Origin of the sequence: Coleofasciculus chthonoplastes PCC 7420 (assembly GCF_000155555.1) — a bacterium.
Taxonomy (GTDB): Bacteria; Cyanobacteriota; Cyanobacteriia; order Cyanobacteriales; family Coleofasciculaceae; genus Coleofasciculus; species Coleofasciculus chthonoplastes_A.
This window is the reverse complement of sequence record NZ_DS989857.1, coordinates 63,715-87,628: the sequence shown is the minus strand read 5'-3', so window position 1 is coordinate 87,628 and position 23,914 is coordinate 63,715. Positions and strand designations below refer to the sequence as shown.

Annotated in this window: 20 protein-coding genes and 1 pseudogene; 13 read left to right on the top strand and 8 right to left on the bottom strand. The window is 45.8% G+C overall.

Annotation, left to right across the window (positions count from 1 at the left end; all coding sequences use genetic code 11):
• Nucleotides 1–572: 572 nt before the first annotated feature.
• Nucleotides 573–1,530: pseudogene (locus tag MC7420_RS36270) on the bottom strand (transposase).
• A 372-nt stretch (nucleotides 1,531–1,902) separates the two neighbouring features.
• Between MC7420_RS36270 and MC7420_RS22325 the strand changes: the two are divergent.
• Nucleotides 1,903–2,526 carry a hypothetical protein gene (locus tag MC7420_RS22325; protein ID WP_006103107.1) on the top strand — a complete coding sequence of 208 codons (624 nt, stop codon included), beginning with the start codon at nucleotides 1,903–1,905 and terminating at the stop codon, nucleotides 2,524–2,526.
• 4 nt (nucleotides 2,527–2,530) lie between these two features.
• Here MC7420_RS22325 and MC7420_RS22320 read toward each other — a convergent pair whose 3' ends face one another.
• Nucleotides 2,531–2,911 carry a type II toxin-antitoxin system VapC family toxin gene (locus MC7420_RS22320; protein WP_006103294.1) on the bottom strand — a complete coding sequence of 127 codons (381 nt, stop codon included), beginning with the start codon at nucleotides 2,909–2,911 and terminating at the stop codon, nucleotides 2,531–2,533.
• On the bottom strand, nucleotides 2,908–3,174 hold the full coding sequence (locus MC7420_RS22315) for an AbrB/MazE/SpoVT family DNA-binding domain-containing protein (protein WP_044209065.1): 267 nt from the start codon (nucleotides 3,172–3,174) through the stop codon (nucleotides 2,908–2,910). The genes MC7420_RS22320 and MC7420_RS22315 overlap by 4 nt, the downstream gene beginning before the upstream one ends.
• Nucleotides 3,175–3,769: 595 nt before the next feature.
• Between MC7420_RS22315 and gltB the strand changes: the two genes are divergently transcribed.
• Entirely contained in the window at nucleotides 3,770–8,455 is a 4,686-nt protein-coding gene (gene gltB / locus MC7420_RS22310) for a glutamate synthase large subunit (protein ID WP_006103319.1), read from the top strand.
• Nucleotides 8,456–8,510: 55 nt separating this feature from the next.
• Here the strand turns inward: gltB and MC7420_RS22305 are convergent, their stop codons facing one another.
• Nucleotides 8,511–9,164, bottom strand: a complete 654-nt coding sequence (locus MC7420_RS22305) for a response regulator transcription factor (protein WP_006103109.1) — start codon at nucleotides 9,162–9,164, stop codon at nucleotides 8,511–8,513.
• A 148-nt stretch (nucleotides 9,165–9,312) separates the two neighbouring features.
• Nucleotides 9,313–10,416, bottom strand: a complete 1,104-nt coding sequence (locus MC7420_RS22300; RefSeq protein WP_006103301.1) for a sensor histidine kinase — start codon at nucleotides 10,414–10,416, stop codon at nucleotides 9,313–9,315.
• 279 nt (nucleotides 10,417–10,695) lie between these two features.
• Between MC7420_RS22300 and MC7420_RS40170 the strand changes: the two genes are divergently transcribed.
• From MC7420_RS40170 to MC7420_RS22255, 10 genes are all read left to right on the top strand, one after another.
• Nucleotides 10,696–10,989 (top strand): hypothetical protein, encoded by a 294-nt coding sequence (locus MC7420_RS40170; protein ID WP_157453277.1) that lies wholly within the window; start codon nucleotides 10,696–10,698, stop codon nucleotides 10,987–10,989.
• A gap of 70 nt (nucleotides 10,990–11,059) precedes the next feature.
• Complete coding sequence (gene kdpA / locus MC7420_RS22290; protein ID WP_006103293.1) at nucleotides 11,060–12,769, top strand: potassium-transporting ATPase subunit KdpA; 1,710 nt, start codon at nucleotides 11,060–11,062, stop codon at nucleotides 12,767–12,769.
• A 53-nt stretch (nucleotides 12,770–12,822) separates the two neighbouring features.
• Nucleotides 12,823–14,928 carry a potassium-transporting ATPase subunit KdpB gene (gene kdpB / locus MC7420_RS22285; RefSeq protein WP_006103213.1) on the top strand — a complete coding sequence of 702 codons (2,106 nt, stop codon included), beginning with the start codon at nucleotides 12,823–12,825 and terminating at the stop codon, nucleotides 14,926–14,928.
• Nucleotides 14,929–14,955: 27 nt separating this feature from the next.
• Nucleotides 14,956–15,225, top strand: coding sequence for a K(+)-transporting ATPase subunit F (kdpF, locus tag MC7420_RS22280; protein ID WP_006103202.1), 270 nt, complete (start codon nucleotides 14,956–14,958; stop codon nucleotides 15,223–15,225).
• Nucleotides 15,226–15,227: 2 nt separating this feature from the next.
• Nucleotides 15,228–15,392 (top strand): hypothetical protein, encoded by a 165-nt coding sequence (locus MC7420_RS40165; protein ID WP_006103200.1) that lies wholly within the window; start codon nucleotides 15,228–15,230, stop codon nucleotides 15,390–15,392.
• 76 nt (nucleotides 15,393–15,468) lie between these two features.
• Complete coding sequence (gene kdpC, locus MC7420_RS22275) at nucleotides 15,469–16,047, top strand: K(+)-transporting ATPase subunit C (protein ID WP_006103300.1); 579 nt, start codon at nucleotides 15,469–15,471, stop codon at nucleotides 16,045–16,047.
• 250 nt (nucleotides 16,048–16,297) lie between these two features.
• Entirely contained in the window at nucleotides 16,298–16,510 is a 213-nt protein-coding gene (locus MC7420_RS22270) for a hypothetical protein (RefSeq protein ID WP_006103181.1), read from the top strand.
• A gap of 38 nt (nucleotides 16,511–16,548) precedes the next feature.
• The gene (locus MC7420_RS22265) at nucleotides 16,549–18,579 is read left to right on the top strand and encodes a cation:proton antiporter domain-containing protein (RefSeq protein WP_006103306.1); all 2,031 of its coding nucleotides are present in this window, start codon (nucleotides 16,549–16,551) and stop codon (nucleotides 18,577–18,579) included.
• Between the two features lie 25 nt (nucleotides 18,580–18,604).
• A complete protein-coding gene (locus tag MC7420_RS22260) occupies nucleotides 18,605–19,729 on the top strand; it encodes a sensor histidine kinase (RefSeq protein ID WP_006103207.1) in 1,125 nt (374 codons plus the stop codon).
• Nucleotides 19,730–19,974: 245 nt separating this feature from the next.
• Nucleotides 19,975–20,193: a hypothetical protein gene (locus MC7420_RS22255; RefSeq protein WP_044208963.1), complete on the top strand. Its 219-nt coding sequence runs from the start codon at nucleotides 19,975–19,977 to the stop codon at nucleotides 20,191–20,193.
• Between the two features lie 214 nt (nucleotides 20,194–20,407).
• Here MC7420_RS22255 and MC7420_RS22250 read toward each other — a convergent pair whose 3' ends face one another.
• The 3 genes from MC7420_RS22250 to MC7420_RS22245 form a co-directional block, all read right to left on the bottom strand.
• On the bottom strand, nucleotides 20,408–21,601 hold the full coding sequence (locus MC7420_RS22250; protein WP_006103210.1) for a D-Ala-D-Ala carboxypeptidase family metallohydrolase: 1,194 nt from the start codon (nucleotides 21,599–21,601) through the stop codon (nucleotides 20,408–20,410).
• Nucleotides 21,602–21,911: 310 nt separating this feature from the next.
• The gene (locus tag MC7420_RS40160) at nucleotides 21,912–22,067 is read right to left on the bottom strand and encodes a hypothetical protein (protein ID WP_006103253.1); all 156 of its coding nucleotides are present in this window, start codon (nucleotides 22,065–22,067) and stop codon (nucleotides 21,912–21,914) included.
• Nucleotides 22,068–22,322: 255 nt separating this feature from the next.
• The gene (locus tag MC7420_RS22245; RefSeq protein ID WP_006103120.1) at nucleotides 22,323–23,138 is read right to left on the bottom strand and encodes a TIGR01548 family HAD-type hydrolase; all 816 of its coding nucleotides are present in this window, start codon (nucleotides 23,136–23,138) and stop codon (nucleotides 22,323–22,325) included.
• A gap of 147 nt (nucleotides 23,139–23,285) precedes the next feature.
• Between MC7420_RS22245 and MC7420_RS22240 the strand changes: the two genes are divergently transcribed.
• Nucleotides 23,286–23,585, top strand: coding sequence for a 30S ribosomal protein PSRP-3 (locus MC7420_RS22240; protein WP_006103218.1), 300 nt, complete (start codon nucleotides 23,286–23,288; stop codon nucleotides 23,583–23,585).
• Nucleotides 23,586–23,914: the final 329 nt, after the last annotated feature.

Here is a 23,914-nt window from a genome sequence, read left to right as displayed (position 1 = left end):
CTAGGGATTCTGCAAAACTAACACGTTGAGCGGCTAAACCTAGACATGAAGCGCAAATTGCTAAGAGTCCGATCACAATTTTGGCTTTATGCCGTGAGAACCCCTTTGTCATAATCTTGGCTTTGGCGTGAGATGAATTAAGTTTCAAAATTAAAGATAAACTAAATATTATATAGTAGGGCAAAATTTACAGACTGTCTTGCTGTTGACAGCGATCTAGACTTAAAGGTTCCAGTAGTAATTTGATGTTAAGTTAAAATAGTTATTGAATTTAAGTGAAAAACCTGTCCAGATTTGAGTTAATTTATAATAAAAAAACGGGAGAATTAAATGACTTTACCCGCATTTCTCACAAACTAATACTATAAGTCAATTTGCCGCTTAAAAGTTGAGATTTTTAAAGAAGAATATAAAAATTCCAATTCATCAAACAAAATTATCCTGAAATTGTCAATTATCACCTGTTTTTTTCACTCAAACTTAGTTAATCACGCCAAGTTTACACGACAAAGCCGACTGAAATAAAATGCAGTCACCTCAAAAATCATTTAGTTGTTATGGAAGCCGAAAACTTAAGAAGTATTGGGAATAGCTTGAATTCTGGAATGAGCAATAGCTAAAATCTCTTGATAAGGACAAGAACTGGATATGGCAATAACAATTCTTCTCACACTAACCGTAATTCTCGCTCCTAATTTAAGGAAATTGAGGCGAATTGTTCCGACAGTTGCTTTGGACAAAGAAGTTTTCTTCAAGCCGTGATAACGAAATGCTTGCATTAAAACATACGCCATTGAAGATAGCCAGAGTCGAAGTTGATTACTTTGAAAGGTTTGGGTAGAAGTTCGGTCAGCAAATAAGTCTAATTGCTGTTCTTTAATCCGATTTTCCATTTCTCCTCTCGGACAATATTGTTTAGTATAAAGGTGCATAGCAAACTCCTTTATAATAAGTATTAAAAAAGGCTCCCTCTTGATGTCCATGCACTTGGTCATCAGTCACATCCATGTCTAAAATGATTTGTTGAGGAGGGGTTTGATAAGACTCTAAAAAGATGTCTACGAAGGCTTTCTTGATTTCTTCCGGGTTAGCTTCAATGCGATGATAGCGGGACTCTTGTTGTTGAAGGATTGTTTCCGGACAATATTCAAGTCGATTTAAGGTACTCTTCCCGGCTAAAATGGCTGATGATGAGTCATCTAAATTGAGCTTTTCTAGAGCTATTGCTAAGGCAGGGTCATAGCGTAATTGGTCATGATCATTGACATCTTCATAACCTAAAGCAATGCCATAAACTCTTTGAGAGAGTAATTGATGAACTGAATAATTTAGATAAGATAAATGCCGATGGTCTTGAAAGCATTCTGCAAATCTTGCTGTAATTCTTAGTTTTTCATCTAACTCTGCTAACCAAACGATGCCTGCCTCTGAGGTGATTTGACCCCCGTTAAAATTAGCAATAATTTCTTTCCCTTTCTTTTTCCCAAACTTGAGTGAATGGTCATTTCCTTGAGATAATTTAGCAATCATAAAGCAAAATACTTGACTTTCTCTATAACTAAATTATATCAGGCTTTATGGATTTTATTCTCAAGTTAATTGTTCAAATCCTATTTGAGTTTATCAAGAAAAGTAATTAGCGTAAAGTTTACGCTAATTGCTTTTACTAAAGCTATATTCTAAAAATATGAGCATCAATTTGCTTTTTTTATTAGGTTGAGGAGCATGATTATTCAGAGGCTTGAAGGTGCAACACACTGTTGTGTGCGGCTGTGGGGAATAAATGGGCTTAAATCCTTGTCTGGTAAGGTTTTTGTGATTTGCGCTCGCGCTTCTTGTGAGAAATGCGGGTATAGTTGGTGAACAAGATGATATCAAACAAACTATGTTAACCTTATTAATATGGCGTACAGCGATTTTACTAGCCTCAGCAAAGTCAGAACAACATTTAACCTAACTATAAACGAAACCAGTCGTCTTTTTCCGGATATTGCTCCTCTGGAACCCAGCGATTACCTCAAAATCACGCTGCATGAATTTTTACCCCTTGCTAATGCGATCAACACAGAAAAAGCCCGTTCTGAATTAATTATTGCCCCCGTTTTATTAGAAGTCCGGCGACAGTTTAACTTTCAAGTCGGCTTTTTTTCGGGTACAGACTTCAACGTAGACCAAACTGTTGGACTCTATGGATACTGTGATTATATTCTCACCGCCTCCCCAGAAATGTATGAAATCTATGCCCCAGTCGTTACCCTGGTAGAAGCTAAGAACGAAAATATTAAAAGTGGTTTAGGACAATGCATTGCTGAAATGGTGGCTGCCCAACGCTTCAATCAACAAATGGAAATTCCCATTGATGTTATCTATGGTGCCGTGACGACAGGAATGATTTGGAAGTTTATCAAGTTAGTTGATCAAACAGCTTTTATTGATTTAAACGATTACTTCATTAAAGAAGTTAACCAAATATTAGGAATATTATCGACTCCCTTAGGTCAACACCTATCCCATAGAAATGAATAGCTTATCAGCGAATTACCTGCACATCGACAGACAAATTGAGAGCAGCCCAGGCGCGATCGCAGGTCAAAACTCGAACTCCCAATCGCCATCCCAGACTCAAACAGGCACGATCTCCCAAAGATAATCCCGCTTGCCGAGTTGACTCCCACAGTCGTCCTGCCATTTCCCCATCCTCCAGCGTAAACGGCTCTACCGTCAGCCCCAGTGCCTGCAAATCATCCACCATGCCATCCACCTCGACTCCTGCCGCGATCGCCTTCTGCACGACTTCCGCCCAGTTCACACTGGATATCACCGACTCAGTTAACACACTATCTACAACCTCTTCTCCCGGCTCACCCTTCAGATAAGCCAGCAAAGCTGAAGCGTCCAACACTACCGTCATTCAGTCTCTTCCTTTCTCGCGGCTTGGCGACGTTCAGCGATCAACTCATCGACCAAACTGCGATTTTTGGGTATCTGTGCGAACCGTGCCTTCAACTTTTGCTTAATCGCCTCTGGCTTTTCCAACACCAACCGCCCCGCCTCCTCACGGGCAACTAGCTTATCCCCTTCCTCAAACCCCAACAATCGCCGCAACGCTGCCGGAATGACTAACCGCCCCTGACGACCCAAATGTACTTCTACGGATTTGGATAGTTCACTCATCTGCTTTATTTGTGTCACATTATTCATTCTATGCCACGGATTGTAAAATGTGGCATTACTTCAGAGTGAGCAAGGAAACACCAATGCTCTTGGCTCCTCCAGATAAAATTGTTTGCAGCTAGGTCGATTAATCGGTTAATACTTTAAACTCATGACATCAGGGATTGCCAGAGTCAAGTATTTTCGCTAAGATTAATCTCCCCATCTAAAGAGCTTCATTTGAGAACCAAAGTTGCTGACCCTTCTGGGTCTGTAGTTTAGTGGCTGATGCTACTCCGTCTGCCAACCGTATATATAAAAATATTAGGACAACCACGCCAACTGGACACGAGATGACTCACACAATGATCACTAGAGAGCGAATTAACGTCAATTATTTCTCTATTTTTCAGTTTTTCAATGGAACTGGCGATGACGTAGCCGACTTAGATAGAACTGAGATTTTACCGCACTGGTAATCAATTTCTAGTTACCGTAAGGTGGGCGATAACAACTAACGATCAGACAAGGGTTTCAAGGTTTATACCCTTTGCCCCCCCTACCTGTAGTGACGAATGACCAGTGACCAATGACCAATAACACTAGGAACTATCTTATGACAAACAGGAGCATCAACCCAAATCAACAGTATCAAACTTGGAATCGAGACGATGTACCCTATCCAGGACAACGATGGTTAGTGGAAGAACGAGATGCTTGCGGTGTTGGCTTTATCGCCTCAGTCGCAGGTGTCGCTAGCCATGAACTGATTGAACAGGCACTTTCGGCATTAACCTGTTTAGAACATCGCGGTGGTTGTAGCGCTGACCGAGATTCGGGTGATGGCGCTGGCTTGATGACGACGATTCCTTGGGGATTGTTTACGTCTTGGTTTGAGGAACAAGGAATTACCATGCCACAAACCGACCAGTTGGCGGTGGGTATGGTATTTTTACCCCAAGATGGGACAAAGGCGACTAAAGTTCGGGACATTGTTGGCGGAGTCTTTGAACACGACGGGTTTACCGTATTGGGTTGGCGTGTCGTTCCCCTAAACGAGTCAGTCGTGGGACCCCAAGCTTTAGAGAATCAACCGCAAATTGAGCAAATTATTGTTAGCTGTCCCCATCAAACGGGGAATGATCGGGAACGTCTCCTCTATAAAACCCGCCGTCGCATTGGCAGTGCTTTAGAAGCTGATGGTACGCTTCATTGGTCGGATGATTTATATATTTGCTCCCTATCGAGTCGTACAATTGTCTATAAAGGCATGGTGCGTTCGGCGGTACTGGGTGAATTTTATCAGGACTTAAAACATCCTGAGTTTCAAAGCCCCTTTGCCGTTTATCATCGCCGTTTTAGTACCAATACCCTACCCAAATGGCCCCTAGCCCAACCGATGCGATTATTGGGACATAATGGGGAAATTAATACGCTGCTGGGTAATATTAACTGGATGAAGGCAAGGGAAGCCGATTTATCGCATCCAGTGTGGGGAAACGAAATGGAAGACCTCAAGCCCACCGTTGATCCGGATAATAGTGACTCCGCTACCCTGGATAATATCTTTGAGTTACTCGTGCGATCGCGTCGTAGTCCTTTGGAAGCCTTGATGATTATGGTGCCCGAAGCCTACAAAAATCAACCCGATTTGCAGGATCATCCGGAAATTGTGGATTTTTACGAATATTACAGTGGCGTTCAAGAACCTTGGGATGGTCCGGCGCTGTTAGTCTTTAGTGATGGTCAAGTCGTTGGTGCAACCCTTGACCGGAATGGATTGCGACCTGCCCGTTATAGTATTACTCGGAATGGTTATGTGGTGGTCGGGTCAGAAGCGGGTGTCGTAGACTTACCCGAAGCAGATATTGTGGAAAAGGGTAGACTCGGACCCGGACAGATGATTGCTGTGGATTTAGCCAACCACGAAATTCTCAAAAATTGGGACATCAAACAGCGAGTTGCCCAACGCCTACCCTACGGGGATTGGCTGAAACAGCATCGTCAGGTTTTATCCCCTCAACCCTTTACCGATACCCCCCAACTTGACGCCAAAGCGTTACTCCAGCAGCAAACCGCCTTTGGCTATACGGCTGAGGATTTGGATATGATCCTGGAACCGATGGTGAGTCAAGGGAAAGAACCCACGTTCTGTATGGGAGATGATATTCCCTTAGCCATCCTCTCCGATAAGCCGCGCCTGCTGTATGACTATTTCAAACAACGGTTTGCCCAAGTCACCAATCCACCGATTGACCCCTTGCGGGAAAGTCTGGTGATGTCTTTAAGTATGGAACTGGGTGAACGGGGGAATCTGTTAGAGGCTAAACCCGAATATGCCCAACTGCTGAAACTGAAAACCCCGGTTCTGAATGAAGCGGAGTTAAATTCAGTAAAAACCTCTGGGTTTGCTACCACAGAACTCTCTACATTATTTGAGATTAGCGCGGGTCCGGATGGGCTAAAAAATGCCATTGACCGATTATGTGACCAAGCCGACCAAGCGGTAAAATCTGGCTCAAAAGTGCTGATTTTGAGCGATAAAATTGGCGGAAGTGTAGGAGAAAACACCAGTTATATTCCACCCCTATTAGCAGTCGGGGCGGTTCATCATCACCTGATTCGGGCAGGATTGCGGATGAAAGTCTCCCTGGTGGTAGAAACAGCCCAATGCTGGAGTACCCATCATTTTGCCTGTTTAATTGGTTATGGGGCGTCGGCAATTCATCCCTATTTGGCATTGGAATCGGTGCGTCAGTGGTGGTCAAATCCCAAGACCCAGAAACTGATGAATCGGGGTAAACTTGAACCCTTAACTATTGAAGAAGCCCAGAAAAATTATCGTAAGGCGGTGGAAGCTGGGTTATTGAAAATCCTGTCAAAAATGGGGATTTCTCTACTCTCGTCTTACCAAGGGGCGCAAATTTTTGAAGCCCTAGGAATTGGTGCAGAGGTATTAGATTTAGCCTTCCGGGGTACAACCTCCCGTTTGGGTGGATTGAATCTGGCAGAATTGGCACAGGAAGTGATGGCGTTCCATCAACGGGCGTTCCCGGAGTTGACGGGTAAGAAACTGGAAAACTTTGGCTTTATCCAATACCGTCCCGGTGGGGAATATCACATGAATAGCCCGGAGATGGCAAAGGCATTGCATAAAGCCGTGGCGTCGGTTAAAAACGGAAACGGCAAAACCGATAACGGGAAGACCGCTTATGACCACTATGAGGTCTATAAAAAATACCTGGAAGACCGCCCGGTCACGGCGTTACGGGATTTACTAGACTTCAACAGCGATCGCACTCCCATTCCCATCGAAGAAGTAGAACCTGTGGCGGAGATTGTCCAGCGCTTCTGTACTGGGGCGATGTCCTTGGGTTCCCTGTCACGAGAGGCACATGAAACTTTAGCCATTGCCATGAATCGGATTGGTGGGAAGTCCAATTCTGGTGAAGGAGGCGAAGACCCAGTTCGGTTTAAAGTCTTGGATGATGTGGATAATCAGGGAAATTCGCCCACATTGCCCCATCTTAAAGGACTACGGAATGGGGATACTGCCAGTTCCGCCACCAAACAGGTAGCCTCCGGGCGCTTTGGCGTGACGCCAGAGTACCTGATGAGTGGTAAACAATTGGAAATTAAAATTGCCCAAGGTGCGAAACCGGGAGAAGGGGGACAGTTACCGGGGAAAAAGGTGAGTCCTTATATTGCCATGTTGCGGCGGTCTAAGGCTGGTGTACCCCTGATTTCTCCACCGCCTCACCATGATATCTATTCGATTGAAGACCTCGCCCAGTTAATTTTTGACCTGCATCAGATTAACCCAGAGGCGAAGGTGTCGGTAAAATTAGTGGCAGAAATCGGCATTGGCACGATCGCCGCAGGTGTAGCTAAGGCAAATGCGGATGTGATCCAGATTTCTGGTCATGATGGGGGAACGGGCGCATCTCCCCTAAGTTCGATTAAACACGCAGGTGTTTCGTGGGAGTTAGGGGTGACAGAAGTGCATCGGGCGCTGATGAACAACCAATTACGCGATCGCGTGATTTTACGGGCAGATGGCGGCTTCAAAACTGGCTGGGATGTGCTGATGGCGGCGTTAATGGGCGCGGAAGAATATGGCTTTGGTTCGGTGTCGATGATTGCGGAAGGCTGTATCATGGCGCGAATTTGCCACACCAATAACTGTCCCGTTGGCGTAGCGACACAGCAGGAACATCTGCGGAAGCGGTTTACCGGAATCCCCGATCATGTCGTCAACTTCTTCTACTTTGTCGCCGAAGAAGTGCGATCGCTCTTGGCACGGTTAGGGTATCGTAAGTTAGACGAGGTAATCGGTCGGGCGGATTTATTGCAGCAACGCGAGGATATCGGGTTAACGAAGACATCCACGGTATCGGTGAAATGCTTAACGGATTTACCGGATACAAGTCGCGATCGTTCGTTCCTCAACCATGAGGCGGTGCATAGTAATGGACCCGTTCTCGATGATCAGTTATTGGCTGATCCAGAGATGCAAGTTGCCATCGCCAACCACGGTACAATCACCAAAGACTTAGCGGTGTTGAATACCGATCGCAGTGTCGGGACACGTCTAGCGGGTGCGATCGCGAAACAATACGGCGATACTGGCTTTGAAGGGCAGATTACCCTCAACTTCAAGGGTGCAGCCGGACAAAGCTTTGGTGCCTTCAATCTGCCCGGAATGACTCTGCGTCTAGTTGGGGAAGTCAATGATTATGTAGGTAAAGGAATGCATGGGGGGGAAATTATTATCACGCCCCCCACTGAAGCCACCTACAACCCCGCCGAAAATGTAATTGTCGGTAATACTTGCCTCTACGGTGCCACAGGCGGTACATTATTTGCCAATGGCTGGGCGGGTGAACGATTTGGTGTCCGCAATTCTAAAGGTCAAGCGGTGATTGAAGGGGCTGGTGATCACTGCTGTGAATACATGACAGGCGGCGTGATTGTGGTATTAGGTCGTGTTGGGCGCAACGTCGGTGCAGGAATGACTGGCGGGTTAGCCTACGTCTTGGATGAAGATTCACAATTTCCGGCAAAAGTCAACCCCGAAATTGTTAAGATTCAACGGGTAACCACATCGGCTGGGGAACAGCAGCTAAAAGCCCTAATTCAAGCCCACGTTGACCGCACCGGAAGTGATAAAGCCAAGACAATTCTGGCAAATTGGTCAGACTTCTTAGGCAAATTCTGGCAAGTGGTGCCCCCCTCGGAAGAAGATACCCCAGAAGCCAATCCCGAAGCAGTGGCACAACGGGAGTTAAGTCCAGTTCAGTAAAACCTCGTAGAGACGTTGCCTGCAACGTCTCTACAGTTCCCGAATGCTAGAACCTTTACGTTTTCACCAATCCTTTTTGAATTGCCAGAACAGCGGCTTGAGTGCGATCGCGCACGTCCAATTTTTGTAAAATGGCATGAACATGAACCCTGACTGTCCCTGTGGCAATATGTAGGAGTTCCCCAATTTCTTGATTACTCTTACCCGCCGCAATCAGCGCCAGAATTTCCTGTTCCCGCTGAGTCAGAGGATTGGCGGAGGATTCCTCAGTAGATTGGGCAACCTCCGGAGTCTGTTCTCCCACAGCAGCACGAATTTCATTGGTACTGGTTTTGTCCCACCATGACGCCCCCGCCGCCACAGAACGCAGTGCTAGGATTAATACTTCTGCTTCAATGCCTTTGAGACAGTATCCAGAAGCCCCCGCTGCAATTAGCCGCTCAATTAAAGGTTTCTGGGAATGAGAGGTTAGGACTAAAATCGGTAATTCTGGATGTTGCTGCTTAATTTGACGGCACGCTTCCACACCACCAATTCCGGGTAGTCCCACATCCAACAGTACAACATCGGGTAGATACTGATTGGTTAATTCCACCGCCGTCTCGCCATCTACCGCCTCTGCGACAATTTCTAATCCTGGTTCTTGCTGCAATCGCGTCGATAGTCCTAAGCGGAACAGTTCATCATCTTCTACGAGTAGAATTCGCATTCGTTATTTGTCATTTGTTTATGTCATACCAAATCCGCCTTTATTACTCCCTGTAAGAGGCGATTGAAATCGCTGCTATACAAACAAAGTCCGCCTGCGCGGACTGGGTTATAACGGGGGTAGCGTTCCCCGGATTTGGTATTATTCATCATTTGTCATTAACATAAGCAGGCAGTTTAAACCCAAACAGCGCTCCTTTTGGTTTTCGGTTCTCTGCCCAAATTGTACCGCCATGGGCTTCAATAATCTGCCTCGTCAGGTATAGTCCTAGTCCCGAACCTGTGGCTTGGCGATTGGTGTGTCCTTGATAAAATCGCTCGAATAGGTGAGGTAATTCTTCCTCTGTAATGCCTTGTCCACGGTCAAGCATTCTGACAATCTGATACTCTCCAGGGGATGCTACTCTCACTTCGACTTTACCGCCACGGGGGGAATGGTTGATGGCATTAACGAGTAAATTGGCAAACACTCGCTGCAATTGTAAAGCATCTCCATTCACCCATAAAGAACGGCGAAAGTCCGATTCACTTTGATTCAAGAGGATATGCACCCGACGGCTGGCGGCTAAATCGGTGAAGGTGGCAATCACTTCCTCTGCTAACGCGACTAAATTTACAGGTTGGCGTTGGAGTTTTAGCCCCTCGGCATCATTACGATAAACATCCAGCAGCGTCTGGATCAGTTGTAATGAAGCATGATGAGACCGATCCATCATCCTCAGCACTTTTTCTTGAGGTGGCGTTATCGTGCCAAATTGACCACCCTGAAACAACTTTATCGTTTCAATCGCTCCCAAGAGGGGGGTTTTCAGGTCATGGGTGAGGGTAGACACAAAATCTTCGCGAATACTGGCGAGTTGGGTTTGGGCTTGCAACTGGGCTTTATGTCGCGCGATCGCTTCTTCATAGCGGCGGTTGCGATCGCTTAACCAACCTGTCGCGACTAATGCCATCACTGCAATTAATCGATTGGCGACTGTTGCGGGATTGGTTAATTCTACAGTGGGAATCAGCAGATTTAAAAGCGTTAGCACAGAGGCTATCAGCGTGACTTGCAGGGTTGCTGAACGATTTAAGCGGGGGTTCGCCAGCAAAATTGGTCCGGTGTACAGGTAGCCAAACACGTAGTCTGAGGGTGTGGCATACTCCAGGGCAATCACCACAGCAAACGTCCCAGCTATCAGCCAACAGGTTTTGTGGTGCTGCTGTTGAGGGAAAAAAGTCGGTTTGAGAGCCAGTAATCGGCGCAACATTATAATTCGCTTTGTTTATTTTATTCAAGCCTATAGATTACTCCTAATCTAGCCTAAATTTAGCGTTTAGCTACTAACTATATCTCCAAGTATATATCTTTAATTAAACCTCGATATTCATCGAATATAAATCCGCATATAATCCGATAAAGTTAAGCCATTAAAAAAGAAACAAAGAAATTTATACTCGATGGATGATGTCCATTTTTTTCTCAGCGTTAATAATTGAATTATTGAAAACTCGCTTACCATTTCCAGAACAGCTATCGATGCAAAACCATGTTTACATTGTCAATCCACCTGATTCACTATCAAATTCAATGGCATAGCCGCCAATTCGGGATAAACTTTTCGGTTCTGCCAATACCTAAAGAATGCCTACTTATGAATAGTGTGAGACTCACCCACGGAATTGCCTCCACAATTGAAGCCGCAATGAATTGCGGACAGGACTTTCTCTTGGTCGCCTTGCCCGACGCGATCGCGTCCATTTACGAAGTCCTCATTGACAACAGTGATGCCCTATTCCCGTCGGACGGAATTCGTCCCTTACAAATGACCAATGACAAATGACAAATGACCAATGACAAATGACAAATGACGATCACCGCCGTTAAACTTTATTCTCCCCACCTAATTATTTATGTTACAAGGCTTTTTCCAAATTGCCATAATTTTAGCCATATTAGTGGCAATTGTTCGCTTTTTTGGCACCTATATGGCGAGGGTGTTCTTGGGTGAGAGAACCCTTCTCGACCCAATTCTGACACCGATTGAACGAATCATCTATAAGCTAATTGGAATCCGCCCGCAACGGGATATGACCGGTTGGCAGTATGCCAAAGGCGTGCTGTACAGCAACCTCGTCATGTTTGTTCTGGTGTATTTAATCTTCATGCTTCAGGGGATTCTACCTCTAAATCCCACAGAATTAGAGGCACCGAGTTGGGACTTAGCCCTACACACGGCGATTTCCTTTGTCACCAATACCAATCAGCAGCATTACTCTGGCGAAACCACATTCAGTTATGCCTCTCAAATGTTAGCGCTGGGGTATTTAATGTTTACCTCAGCCGCGACAGGGATTGCCGTTGCCATCGCATTCATCCGAGGGTTAACTGGTCGATCCATGGGGAACTTCTATGTGGATTTAACCCGATCAATCACCCGAATTTTGCTGCCGATTTCTCTAGTTGGGGGATTAGTATTACTCATCCTTGGTATCCCCGAAACCTTAGCTGGATCGGCAGTTGCCACCACCTTAGAAGGTGCCACACAATACATTGCCAGAGGTCCAGTTGCTCACTTTGAAATGATTAAAGAACTGGGCGAAAATGGGGGAGGATTTTTTGGCATCAACTCAGCCCATCCCTTTGAAAACCCCAACGGTGCGACTAACCTGATTGAAACGATTACCATGTTGGTTATTCCCGCCGCACTCATTTACACCTACGGCATCTTTGCTAATAACAAAAAGCAAGGCTGGTTACTCTTTGGCATGGTCTTTTTGATCTATGCCGTCCTGATTGTAGTTGCTGCCATCGGTGAGTATCAAGGGAATCCCTTAGTCAACAATCGTTTAGGTGAAATCGCCACAAACTTAGAAGGAAAAGAAGTGCGCTTTGATTGGGCATTAACAGCACTTTGGGCAGTCTCTACCACAGGAACGATGTGTGGTGCAGTGAACGGAATGCATGATTCATTGATGCCACCGGGAGGTTTTACCACCTTATTCAATCTGTTCCTACAAATTGTTTGGGGGGGTCAAGGAACGGGAACTGCCTATCTATTTACCTTCTTAATCTTGACGGTATTTCTCACCGGATTGATGGTAGGGCGAACCCCCGAACTCTTTGGACGCAAGATTGAAAAGCGGGAAATTATTCTGGCGAGTGTAATTTTGCTAGTCCACCCGATTATGATTTTGATTCCTGGTGCGATTAGTATTTCCTTCGCGGATACGATGGGTTTGCCAGAGGCAGAAACCCTAGCCGGAATTACGAATCCCGGCTTTCACGGTATCTCCCAAGTTATCTATGAATATGCCTCTGCTGCTGCCAATAACGGGTCAGGATTTGAAGGATTAGCCGATGGTACGTTGTGGTGGAATTTGACAGCCAGCATTAGCCTATTGGCAGGGCGCTACATCCCCATTATTGCCCTATTGCTGTTAGCTGACAGTATGTACCGGAAACAGCCTGTACCCGAAACAACAGGTACGCTGCGGACAGATACGGGATTGTTTACCAGTGTAACGGCTGGCGTGATTCTCATCCTTGGCGCCCTTACCTTCTTCCCCGTACTTGCCCTTGGACCGATTGCCGAAGCCTTTCAAATTGCGGCGGGTGGTTAGCATTCAACCTCTCATCGCCCTGACTAGACCCATTGATTATCCATCGTTACGGTATGAAAACGAAACAACCTCTGGAAACACCCCAAAAATCACCTCGCCGTCGTGAAAACCGACAGCAAAATAAACGACAACAGCGAGTGAATACCAAAGGACTCTACAAACGTGCATTACGGGAAGCCTTCCTCAAGCTGAACCCCCGCGTGATGATAAAAAACCCAGTCATGTTTGTGGTTTGGATTGGTACAATCATCACCATTTTGCTGGCGCTATATCCAAGTTTGTTTGGTCCGGTTCCCGGAGACAATCAGCGCTTATTTAATAGTCTGGTTGCCATCATTCTCTTATTCACTCTTCTATTTGCCAATTTTGCCGAAGCCGTGGCAGAAGGGCGGGGGAAGGCACAGGCAGATTCCTTGCGTTCCACTCAATCCGATACCGTCGCCCGGAAACTTCTACCGGATAAGACGGTGGTAGAGGTGAGTTCCACCGAATTGCATAAAGGTGAAACCATTAAAGTGATTGCCGGTGACATTATTCCCGCTGATGGGGAAGTGATAGAAGGGGTGGCTTCGGTTGATGAATCAGCCATTACTGGGGAATCAGCCCCGGTTCTCAAGGAACCCGGTTCAGATGTGGCAAGTTCTGTGACAGGGGGAACCCGGATTCTATCTGATGAACTGATTATCCGGGTAACGGCAGAGCCGGGTCAAGGGTTTCTGGATAGGATGATTGCTTTGGTGGAAGGGGCGGAACGCAGCAAGACGCCGAATGAGATTGCTTTAACGGTGTTACTAGCGGTTCTTACTCAGGTGTTTTTAATTGTCGTGGTAACAATTCCCCCAATTGCTAATTATGTGGGTTCACCGGTGGGTGTGGTTACCTTAATTGCCCTATTGGTGGCGCTAATTCCGACAACCATTGGCGGATTACTCAGTGCGATTGGTATCGCTGGGATGGATAGAGTTGCCCAGTTTAACGTGGTAGCCACCTCGGGACGGGCAGTGGAAGCCTGTGGTGATGTGAATACCTTGGTTTTGGATAAAACTGGCACGATTACTCTGGGGAACCGCTTGGCGGAGGAGTTCATTCCCGTAAATAGTCACTCCGCTGTCGAGGTTGCCGATGTTGCATTAGCTGCCAGTATCTTTGATCAGACGCCGGAAGGCAAGTCGATTGTGAAACTGGCACATCAGATGGGTTCAGCCGTAACCTTTGACCGCAATGCGGCGGAGGGGGTTGAGTTTACGGCGAAAACTCGCATGAGTGGCACAAATCTCCCCAATGGAGACGAGATACGCAAAGGGGCTGTGGATGCGATTAAGGGATTTGTGCGGTCTCGAGGCGGTCAATTGGCATCTGACTTAGATGAAGCTTACGAACGGGTTTCTCGCTTAGGAGGTACTCCCTTGGCGGTTGCCTGTGGTGAGGATATTTATGGGGTAATTTACCTCAAAGATATCATCAAACCGGGAATGCGCGATCGCTTTGACCAGTTGCGGCGCATGGGGGTTAAGAGTGTGATGCTGACTGGGGATAACCGAATTACTGCCTCGGTGATTGCCCAAGAAGCCGGAGTGGATGACTTTATTGCCGAAGCGACACCGGAAGATAAAATCGCCGTGATTCAACGTGAACAAGCCGCAGGCAAATTGGTGGCGATGACGGGGGATGGGACGAATGACGCCCCAGCCTTGGCACAGGCAAATGTGGGATTAGCCATGAATTCCGGCACACAAGCGGCAAAGGAAGCGGCGAATATGGTGGATTTAGATTCTGATCCTACGAAGTTAATTGATTTGGTCACGATTGGCAAGCAGTTGCTGATTACGCGGGGGGCGTTAACCACCTTTTCTCTGGCAAATGATATCGCCAAATATTTTGCGATTATACCCGCCATGTTTGCGGCTGTTGGTATTGGCAGTCTCAATATTATGGGGTTAGCCAGCGCTCAATCTGCCATATTAGCGGCGCTGATTTACAATGCCTTGATTATTCCGGCATTAATTCCTTTGGCATTAAAAGGTGTGAAGTTTAGACCCTTAAGTGCCAATCAATTGTTGCGACGAAATATCTTGATTTACGGGTTAGGAGGAATTGTTGCACCGTTTATCGAAATTAAAGGGATTGATTGGTTAATCGCGGCTGTGGGATTGGCGTAGCACCACTATTTAACCAGGAGATAACGGATGAAACCAGGAAAGGATTTAAACGAAATTGTACCCAGAGACGTGAGTGAACTGATTGAGTTAGTCCAGGAACAGTGGCAAGGCAATCGCTTACCGATTCAACTCTTTCTACTGATGTGCTTAAATCTCGCGATCGCGCCAGCCGTCTATGCCACGACAGGGGATGAAATTACCCGCCAAGCGGCTTATGCGATCGGACTTTTGGGTATTGTCACTCTGGGACTATCCGTGTACTTATTTGTGGTTATTTTTCAACCGGAGCGATTTTAATCATGTGGAAAGAACTTGTTGAAGAAATTCGCCGGAAATTGGCGGATTGGCGAATAAAGCGCCAGTGGCGGCATATATGGTTAGAACGGTATCAGAAAAAACACCAGAAAAAACAATCAAAGTCATCTGAACCGAACCAGCCGCAGAAAATCTGTCAATTCCGTTAATTTGCCTCATCGGGAAGGGGAGTAAGATACTCCCCTAACCTCCAATACTTGCACTACCTATTCATTATTCAAAACCATGTCTGTCATTCGAGAAACAATTACTGGAATTCGTGCCACATTAGTTTTGTGGATTTTGACTGCCCTAATTTATCCCTTTTTGATGATTCTTATCGGTCAAGTGTTTTTTCCCTATCAAGCCAATGGCAGTTTGATTACCAATAACCAAGGACAAGTCATCGGTTCAGCGTTGATTGGTCAATCCTTTTCTTCTGAACGATATTTCTGGAGTCGTCCCAGTAGCATAAACTACTCTGAAGGAGAAGATGCGGCACCAACTGGTGTTTCAGGTGCGAGTAATTTAGCACCCAGTAATCCAGAATTAATCCTACGAATTCAGGAAACCATTGACCAACTTCAGGACGCAGGAATTGAGCCAACGGCTGATTTAGTTTATGCCTCGGGTTCGGGTTTAGATCCGCATATTAGCATTGAGGCAGCCAGAAGACAAATTGAGCGGATAGCGATAGCACGTTCCCTAGAAACTAATCAAGTTGAGACTCTCATTCGTCACTATACAGACGGTCGATTTCTTGGCATCTTTGGTGAACCCGGAGTGAATGTTTTAAGGCTGAATTTGGCACTTGATGCGCTGTAACGGGTTAAACCTCAAGGGAATAGTACGGAAGCCTATCACCTTTTTAGGTTCTGACTTTTCACAGTATGTGGTGCCTCTGTAGGGGCGGGTTTCACAACTATCTTTTTAGTTGTACCCAGATGTGACTAAACCCGCCCAGACGCTTCTCGCATCGCGTCTCTACAATAGTTTCTAGACTTCCCGTGAAAAATGAGGTGTAGGTTGGGTTGAGGAACGAAACCCAACGAGAGCGAGTGAGCTTGAAGGTTATGTGCAGATTCTCTATTTTTTAGAGCGGCTTTTTGTCTTATTTCAAGAAGATGATGGGCGAGGTCTAATTGGCGTGTTTATCCCAGAATGGATAGAGGAACCCATTACTAAAGTGTTTTGGCAAATCACTCGACCTGTGCGAAAACAATGGTTTATTCATAAACACGGCTATTCTCCACAGGTTAAACCTAAAAAAGAACCCGTCCAAAACTAAATTATTGGTCACTTGTAAAATAGACATCCCTAATTAGAATGCTCCTACTGACTTACCTAGCTCAAGTCTTACCCGGACCGATTACTGACCCCGTAGCCGTTTTCCTCACCATTTTGGCGATTATGTTAGTCGCTCCACTTCTATTTGAGCGACTGCAACTCCCTGGTATTGTCGGGTTAATTCTCGCTGGTGTGGTGGTTGGACCCCATGTTCTGGGTCTGCTGGAACGTGACAGTACAATTGTTCTATTAGGAACCGTCGGGTTGCTATTTTTGATGTTCATGGCGGGGTTGGAAACCAGCCTAAATGACCTTAAAGACAATGCTAGTAAAGCCGTTATTTTCGGGTTAACTACCTTTACTGTGCCGATGGTACTGGGGACACTTACCATGTTGGTGTTGGGATATGGCGTCTTAGCCGCCATACTGGTAGCCTCATGCTTCGCGTCTCATACCCTCCTAGCATTACCCCTGTTGAACAAGCTGGGAATTATGCGAACTCAGGCTGTAACCGCGACTCTGGGAGCAACCTTAATTACCAATGTTTTGGCATTATTAGTATTAGCCGTTGTCCTCAAAGCAGATGGCGGAACACTCACCCTTAGTTTTTGGTTATTTCTGATTCCAGCGCTTTGTATTTATACATTTGCCACCCTCTGGGGTGTTCCTAAAATCGGTCGCTGGTTTTTCCGGCGGTTTGGACATGACGAAGGTGCAGAATTTATCTTTGTTCTGGCGACGTTATTTGTCATTTCTTATCTAGCAGGTTTGATTGAAATTGAACCGATTATCGGTGCATTTTTAGCGGGAATTGCCCTGACGCCACTGATTCCCCAACTGAGTCCTTTGATGAATCGGATTCAGTTTATTGGCAACACCTTATTTGTGCCATTTTTTCTGATTTCCGTAGGAATGCTGATTAACCCTCTAGTATTAATCCAGCAACCAAAATCTATTTTAATCGCTGCTGTCATTGTTGTCGTTGAAGTCATCAGTAAATTTCTGGCGGCTTGGGGAACAGGCAAATGGTTTGGCTTTCGATTTCCCAGCATCATGGTCATGTTTGGTCTGACCATGGCTCAAGCCGCTTCAACGCTAGCCGCGATTACAGTTGCCTATGATATCGAACTGGTTGATGAGTTAACCGTTAATGGCATTATTGCCATGATCTTAGTTACTTGTATTGGTTCGCCCTGGATCACTGAGCGCTGGGGTAAGAAAGTCGAAACTGTCCAAACTGTCTCAGTTGAAACCGAAGGTTCTCAGGGATTGGGGAAGCGCGTTCTAGTACCCGTAGCTAATCCCAACACTGAAGATAACCTGCTCCAATTAGCATTAATATTGGCAAAAATGGCTCAAGGAACACTACTCCCACTTCATGTTATTTCCGATAAATATAAACCTGTAACTCCCCAAGCCAAAATGCTACAAACCCAGCTCTTAGCCACAGCAGAAGCCATCGCTCATGCCGCCGTAACTCAGGTGGAGTCAATTGGTCGAGTGGATGATGCCATTGACAGAGGAATTACCCGCACGGCATCAGAACGTGATGCCAGTCTGATTATTTGTGGGTGGAAAGGATACTCAACCACTCGCGAGAATTTTTTTGGCAGTGTTATCGACAATGTAATCCAGCGATCCCCTGTTCCGGTATTAATTAGTCGGTTTTCCCAACCGATTGAAAATACCCGACGAGTTCTTTTAGCCGCAGACGCTCAAACTACGTCATCGGCTACATTTAAACAAACCGTAGAAGTCGCTGATAATTTAGCCAAAGAACTCAAAGCAATGCTCCAACTTGTGGTGGTTGCGACTCACTCGAAACCGTTCAAGCTACCGCCAGAATCAGTTGGGTTAAGTATCGATACTCCGCTAATGCGAGTGCGGGGAAATTTTGTCAAAAACGTTTCGCGCCTGCTGCAAAGGGATGACTTGCTAATTTTAATGGCGTACACAGATTCTACTCGTTTATTAAGTTTGCCAGGGCAACTGATCGAACCCGAGGCGATCGCACGAACTCATCCCGATACCTCGATGATTGTAGTTCACTTTCCGAAGACGACTTTATAAGTTAATTTCTACTTTTTTATCAGCGATGATTAATAAAGACGAACTCACCCATTCATCCGCTTCCCCTGAATCTTTTGAACCCCCTACCAGCCGTCGCGGAAAACACCGTCTGTATATCGGTATGGCACCGGGCGTGGGTAAAACCTATCGAATGTTAAAAGAAGCGCATCGACTTAGAGAAGAAGGAATTGATGTCGTTATTGGGTTATTAGAAACTCACGGACGCCAGGAGACAGCAACAGCCGCTGAGGGACTAGAAATGGTTCCCCGTTTATCTATATGTCGAGGAAACACAACGCTTACGGAAATGGACACCAATGCAATTCTGGCGCGTCAACCGCAACTGGTATTAGTGGATGAACTCGCCCATACGAATATAAAGGGTTTGCCTAGGGAAAAACGTTATCAAGATGTTGAAGTTATTTTAGATGCCGGGATTGATGTTTTTTCTACCGTTAATATTCAACATTTAGAAAGTCTCAATGATTTAGTTGCCAAAATTACCGGGGTTGTCGTGCGAGAACGAATACCCGATCGCCTCTTGGATGAAGCTGACGAAGTGGTTATCGTTGATGTTACGCCAGAAACCTTAGAAGAACGATTAATCGAAGGAAAAATTTACGCCCCTGAAAAAATAGAACAATCTCTACAGAATTTCTTCCAACGCCAAAACTTACTCGCCTTACGAGAATTGGCACTGCGGGAAGTGGCTGACAACCTGGAAGCCGTAGCTGAAAAGTCTACCCTAACAGGCAAATTTTACAGCGTTCACGAACGGGTGTTAGTTTGTGTGTCCACCTATCCTAATTCAGCTCAATTGCTACGACGGGGGGCGCGGTTAGCGACTATTATGCGAGCCCGTTTATATGGATTGTTTGTGGCTCACCCTGAACAGTTTCTCACCAAAGATGAAAGCCTCTATATAGAAATGTGTGAGCATTTTTGTCAGGAATTTGGGGGTGAATTTTTACACGTCACCAGCACCAATATTCCCAACGCGATCGCCAAAGTAGCACACACCTACCACATTACTCAAGTTGTGGTCGGACAAACGCATAAATCCCGGTGGCAGTTAGCATTACAAGGTTCTCCTGTGCAGCAGTTGCTGCGGTATCTCAAGGATGTTGACTTGCACATCATTGCCACCTAGCTGAATGGGAGTATCACTAAGGCATGACGAAAGTTTTTGATCACCGGGCGTGCAAGCAGGGGAAGCTGGGGAAGCTGGCTAGATTTAGAGCAAGGATGAAAGCAAACCGGGGTTTTCTCCTTCATCCTTGCTGTTTTTTCCGGCAAATCCTCACTTAGAGGGAACATTCCAGCCCGGTTTTGCCTCATAATTTAGTAAGGAGAGAAAACTCTCCTTGGTTTGTACTGCGATACCATCGACGTTGTATGGAAAGAAGCACTGCCACGGTTCAATACTCCATTAGTGCCACCAACAATCCCGACAAGCCGATCAAACTATGCATCTGGGAACCGGCTGTGCTTACTGATTCTCGCGTTCGTCCTTTTCACTTCAAAGCGAATTATATCTGCGAGACTCTACCCGAAGCCATGGAGATTCTTCGGCAAGTTGAGACGGAGTCCCAACAATACGAGGCGGTTGCCTAATGAACCAAAGGACAGATGACGAATGTAGTATCGCTATCGACTAACACTCCGCTACCGATCATAGTTTGACACTCCCCCGGTTGAAACACGGGGGAACCTGCACCATCGCTTGTACTGTAAAAATGCTTAAAGCTATTGCTGTCCAATATTTGGACAAATCAAACTAACAATTTAGCACACTAACTACGGAAGCCCCCCCAAGACACGCATTAACTCAAAATCCATAGCTCCACCGAGCGCGATACCCTCTCACATCAATATGGGTAAAAGAGCTAGCACTGGCTAATCCACCCCGATTTCCCCACCAGGATTCTAGGCGCTGATTAACTTGGGGTGGGGAGATTCCTTGAACCACAAAATCCACAGCATCACCAACTAAATGCCTGGATTTTGTTGCCCCTCCGACTTTACGATTAGTTACTGGATCACGATACCAAGAATTTATAGTAATCGGACGAGCGCCCAAATATTCTCTCACTTCTTCCATCACATGAGCCACTCTCAAAATCCCCTCAACCACCTCATTATTAACAGGAATCCTTGAGCCATTCATTGTCGCTTCCGCCCAACTAAAGTGTCCACCTTCGAGAATTGGATTTCCCAGATAGACTGTTCCTAATTTGGGTACGGTGATGGGACGTCCTTTATTGGGTGAAGCAATTTTAGTTTCGGGTTCTTCTGCTTTATCGCTGGGGCGATTATTCGGTTCCGTTCCCTGAATTTCAATATGTTCTTTGAAAACATACCAATCACTCTGATTATTCTGCCCTAACAAAACCCCATCGGGTAACAGGACTTTGACGTGTCCTCCCTCAGAGGGGTCATCCTCAATAATTTCCAGGCGAGTACCCCCTTTTACCGTGATTTTTTCTTCTGGTTTGAGCCGAAATGATTGATCTGGTCGCGCTTTAAATACTGTATCGGATAAAATCTTGATTTTAATACCTGTTCCTGGTTTAGGGATATCAATGATTTTCTGGGATTGGAGATAGTAAACAATCGCCGCTGCTCCAATGGTGGTTGATGGATGCTTCAGAACAGTGGTACCACCCCAAACCCACTCGGATTGATCTCCAACTCCATGTCTAAATCCATTCCACAAGTCAAACCCCCACAGATAAGCACCGAGGGTGCGAGTTCGGGCTTTATGGAACTCCTTAGCCAATAAAATTTCTGTCACTTTTTTCACAAATAAGTCAGGTTCGCGGAGGTTCCACTCACTGTAGTGAATAACCGCTGCAAACCACCACGGAATGCCTGTCGCTTGTTCAACGGTTTCATAGTGTTGTCGCAGATCCTTCATTCGCTCAACAACTTGCTGAACTTCGGATTCTTTTTCTTTTTGTAAGTTACAGGTCAGGAAGGCTTTTTCGTAGTCAGGTAAGAGTGTCTTGAGGCGAAAGTCCATAGTTGTGTTTAGCCCTTTTGGAACAATTAACTCTAGTTAATATTTTACTCTGCTCGAATTGAGTCGGGCATGGCTTCGGTGGGGTAAACGCCCCTTTTGATGAGGATTTCAGCGTTTTTAGGGGATGATAAAATTACGCCCTCCAGCAAGCTGTTATGCTTTTGATTTGATCGGTGAGGCTGACGCAAAAGTAGACTGAGATAGGGGTTGAGGGCTATTTGCAAAACTTAATACAGCACGGTTTTCTTTTGTCCGACTACTTATCACTCCTTTTTTGCCAGACTAACGCTGAAAAATGACCCCGTTATCACTATTCTTTTTTTAAAGCTCCTAGTCCCCACAAACAGATACCATATATACCCAAATAAGCCCAAAGTTCTAATTCACCACTAACTAGCAACCAAGTCATCACTAAAGGAAACGTGATGGCTAGCATGATCACGGCAGTATCATAGTCTAAATTCATTGCTTTTATGGGGATGCACCATGCTATTATTGGCATCTAAATTGCTAATACTGATATAGCAATACTAATATAGCTTACGGTTTTCCTTTGTCCAAGGAGATTGGGTGGAGAATGGAGGGTGTGGGAAAAATCTCCTGATGGGATGACACGCAACTTGAAGCGTGGTAAGCATTTAAGTTAAATATTAGTAGCGAGCAAGATGCTCGCACTACAAGTCATTCTTGACATTAAGGTTTAAATGCCGAACAGCTTAGCTCACACCAATTGCTGAATTTGTTCTGGGGTGATCTGCTCAACATTGCTAAAAACTTGAGCCGCCCCTGCTTTTTTTAAGGTTTGTTGATAAGCCTCACGGCGTTCTGCTGTTTCCTGAACATGTGGCGGGAGAACACCAACACCAACCCAGGTTCTGTCTGGATGAAGAGTTTTGGCTGCTTTAACTGTGTACATATCTGCCACGGTATCTCCTACATAGATGGTAGGCAATGGTTGCTCTATTTGGTGCTGTTGCTGAAGCTGGTTAACGACTGCCAATAATCCTGTCGGATCAGGTTTACCGGGGGCATCTTCCATCGCCACGAGTGCGGGGGCTGGCAAACCGAGACGTTTTGAAAGAGCGTAAAGTGCTTCATTTCGCGTCGCCCCACTAAAAAAGCCCCATAAAATATCGGCTGAGGTTAGATATTCAAGATAGTTGGGGTTGAGGAGTAATGGTTCATCACAGATGTATCCTGTCCAATGATTTGGATCAGCGCCTCGGTAGCGAGCATTAAAAAAGGCAATCAGGTTATCATAATCTAGGGCAACCTGCGATCGCGCCTGACCTCGCTGCTCAAAGTGGCGATAGATGAGCTCTCGTGAGGCGTCCCAATCGTTGTTCCATAAGCCTTCGGATTTAAGGTGGTCAATCTCAACAGAAGACGGGCGATACACTCCAGCGGTAAAATGCTCGACTGTATCCGCGATCGCTCTCCGGTAAGATCCACTCACATCCCGGATAACACCATCAATATCGAAAACGGCGATCGCTAGTCTAGACCCTGATTTTATTCTTGATTTTAAAGTTGTCAATGTAAACACTCCCACGACTAACTCAGTTGCTTAAGCCGTGCAGTTTTATCCCCCAGATAAATCACGAGGGCTTTCACCTTCGCTATCCTGTAGAATGATTGATTGTACATTAAGTATAAGATACCTGATCTATTGTTGGAGGTTTGTTTGTCTAAATTTATCTTAAAAGTTCTCTGGTTAGAAGAGAATGTGGCACTCGCCGTCGATCAAGTCGTGGGTAAAGGAACTAGCCCGCTGACATCCTACTTTTTCTGGCCCCGGAACGATGCTTGGGAGCAAATCAAAAACGAACTGGAAGCCAAACATTGGATTAGCGAAATGGATCGCGTTGAGTTGCTCAACCAAGCCACTGAAGTGATTAACTACTGGCAAGAAGAAGGTAAAAATCGTCCCATGAATGAAGCGCAGGCAAAATTTCCAGAAGTCACCTTTACAGGTAGCGCCTAGTGGATGAAGCGGAGCTGGGGGAAGCTGGGTAAACTGGGGGAGCAATGTAGAGACGTGCCATGGCACGTCTGGGAGCTGGGGGAGAAAAAATCCATACAAAATAGCGAGTAATACCAAATCCGATGACCCAAACCCCTTTATCCCTGGGATAATTTTTCCTTCTACCCCTCCTGACTCCTGCCTTCTCCTATACAAAAGAGCTATCCAGCTAACTAACGTCTGGATAGCTCCTTTCTTTTTCAATGGCAATGCTCGTTTAGCATCAAACCATACCACCCGCTGCTTGAAAGCGAGCTCTTGCTCTCTTTAAAGCTTGCGTGGCTTGAATC

Excerpts from the sequence above, each read along its gene's own strand:
- kdpA (WP_006103293.1), top strand. The coding sequence starts at position 11,060 with ATGTTACAAGGCTTTTTCCAAATTGCCATAATTTTAGCCATATTAGTG.
- MC7420_RS40170 (WP_157453277.1), top strand. The coding sequence starts at position 10,696 with ATGTTTACATTGTCAATCCACCTGATTCACTATCAAATTCAATGGCAT.
- MC7420_RS40165 (WP_006103200.1), top strand. The coding sequence starts at position 15,228 with ATGTGGAAAGAACTTGTTGAAGAAATTCGCCGGAAATTGGCGGATTGG.
- MC7420_RS40160 (WP_006103253.1), bottom strand. The coding sequence starts at position 22,067 with ATGAATTTAGACTATGATACTGCCGTGATCATGCTAGCCATCACGTTT.
- MC7420_RS22315 (WP_044209065.1), bottom strand. The coding sequence starts at position 3,174 with ATGAGTGAACTATCCAAATCCGTAGAAGTACATTTGGGTCGTCAGGGG.
- MC7420_RS22300 (WP_006103301.1), bottom strand. The coding sequence starts at position 10,416 with ATGTTGCGCCGATTACTGGCTCTCAAACCGACTTTTTTCCCTCAACAG.
- MC7420_RS22320 (WP_006103294.1), bottom strand. The coding sequence starts at position 2,911 with ATGACGGTAGTGTTGGACGCTTCAGCTTTGCTGGCTTATCTGAAGGGT.
- MC7420_RS22265 (WP_006103306.1), top strand. The coding sequence starts at position 16,549 with ATGCTCCTACTGACTTACCTAGCTCAAGTCTTACCCGGACCGATTACT.
- MC7420_RS22260 (WP_006103207.1), top strand. The coding sequence starts at position 18,605 with ATGATTAATAAAGACGAACTCACCCATTCATCCGCTTCCCCTGAATCT.
- kdpB (WP_006103213.1), top strand. The coding sequence starts at position 12,823 with ATGAAAACGAAACAACCTCTGGAAACACCCCAAAAATCACCTCGCCGT.
- kdpF (WP_006103202.1), top strand. The coding sequence starts at position 14,956 with ATGAAACCAGGAAAGGATTTAAACGAAATTGTACCCAGAGACGTGAGT.
- kdpC (WP_006103300.1), top strand. The coding sequence starts at position 15,469 with ATGTCTGTCATTCGAGAAACAATTACTGGAATTCGTGCCACATTAGTT.
- MC7420_RS22250 (WP_006103210.1), bottom strand. The coding sequence starts at position 21,601 with ATGGACTTTCGCCTCAAGACACTCTTACCTGACTACGAAAAAGCCTTC.
- MC7420_RS22305 (WP_006103109.1), bottom strand. The coding sequence starts at position 9,164 with ATGCGAATTCTACTCGTAGAAGATGATGAACTGTTCCGCTTAGGACTA.
- MC7420_RS22325 (WP_006103107.1), top strand. The coding sequence starts at position 1,903 with ATGGCGTACAGCGATTTTACTAGCCTCAGCAAAGTCAGAACAACATTT.
- gltB (WP_006103319.1), top strand. The coding sequence starts at position 3,770 with ATGACAAACAGGAGCATCAACCCAAATCAACAGTATCAAACTTGGAAT.
- MC7420_RS22255 (WP_044208963.1), top strand. The coding sequence starts at position 19,975 with ATGGAAAGAAGCACTGCCACGGTTCAATACTCCATTAGTGCCACCAAC.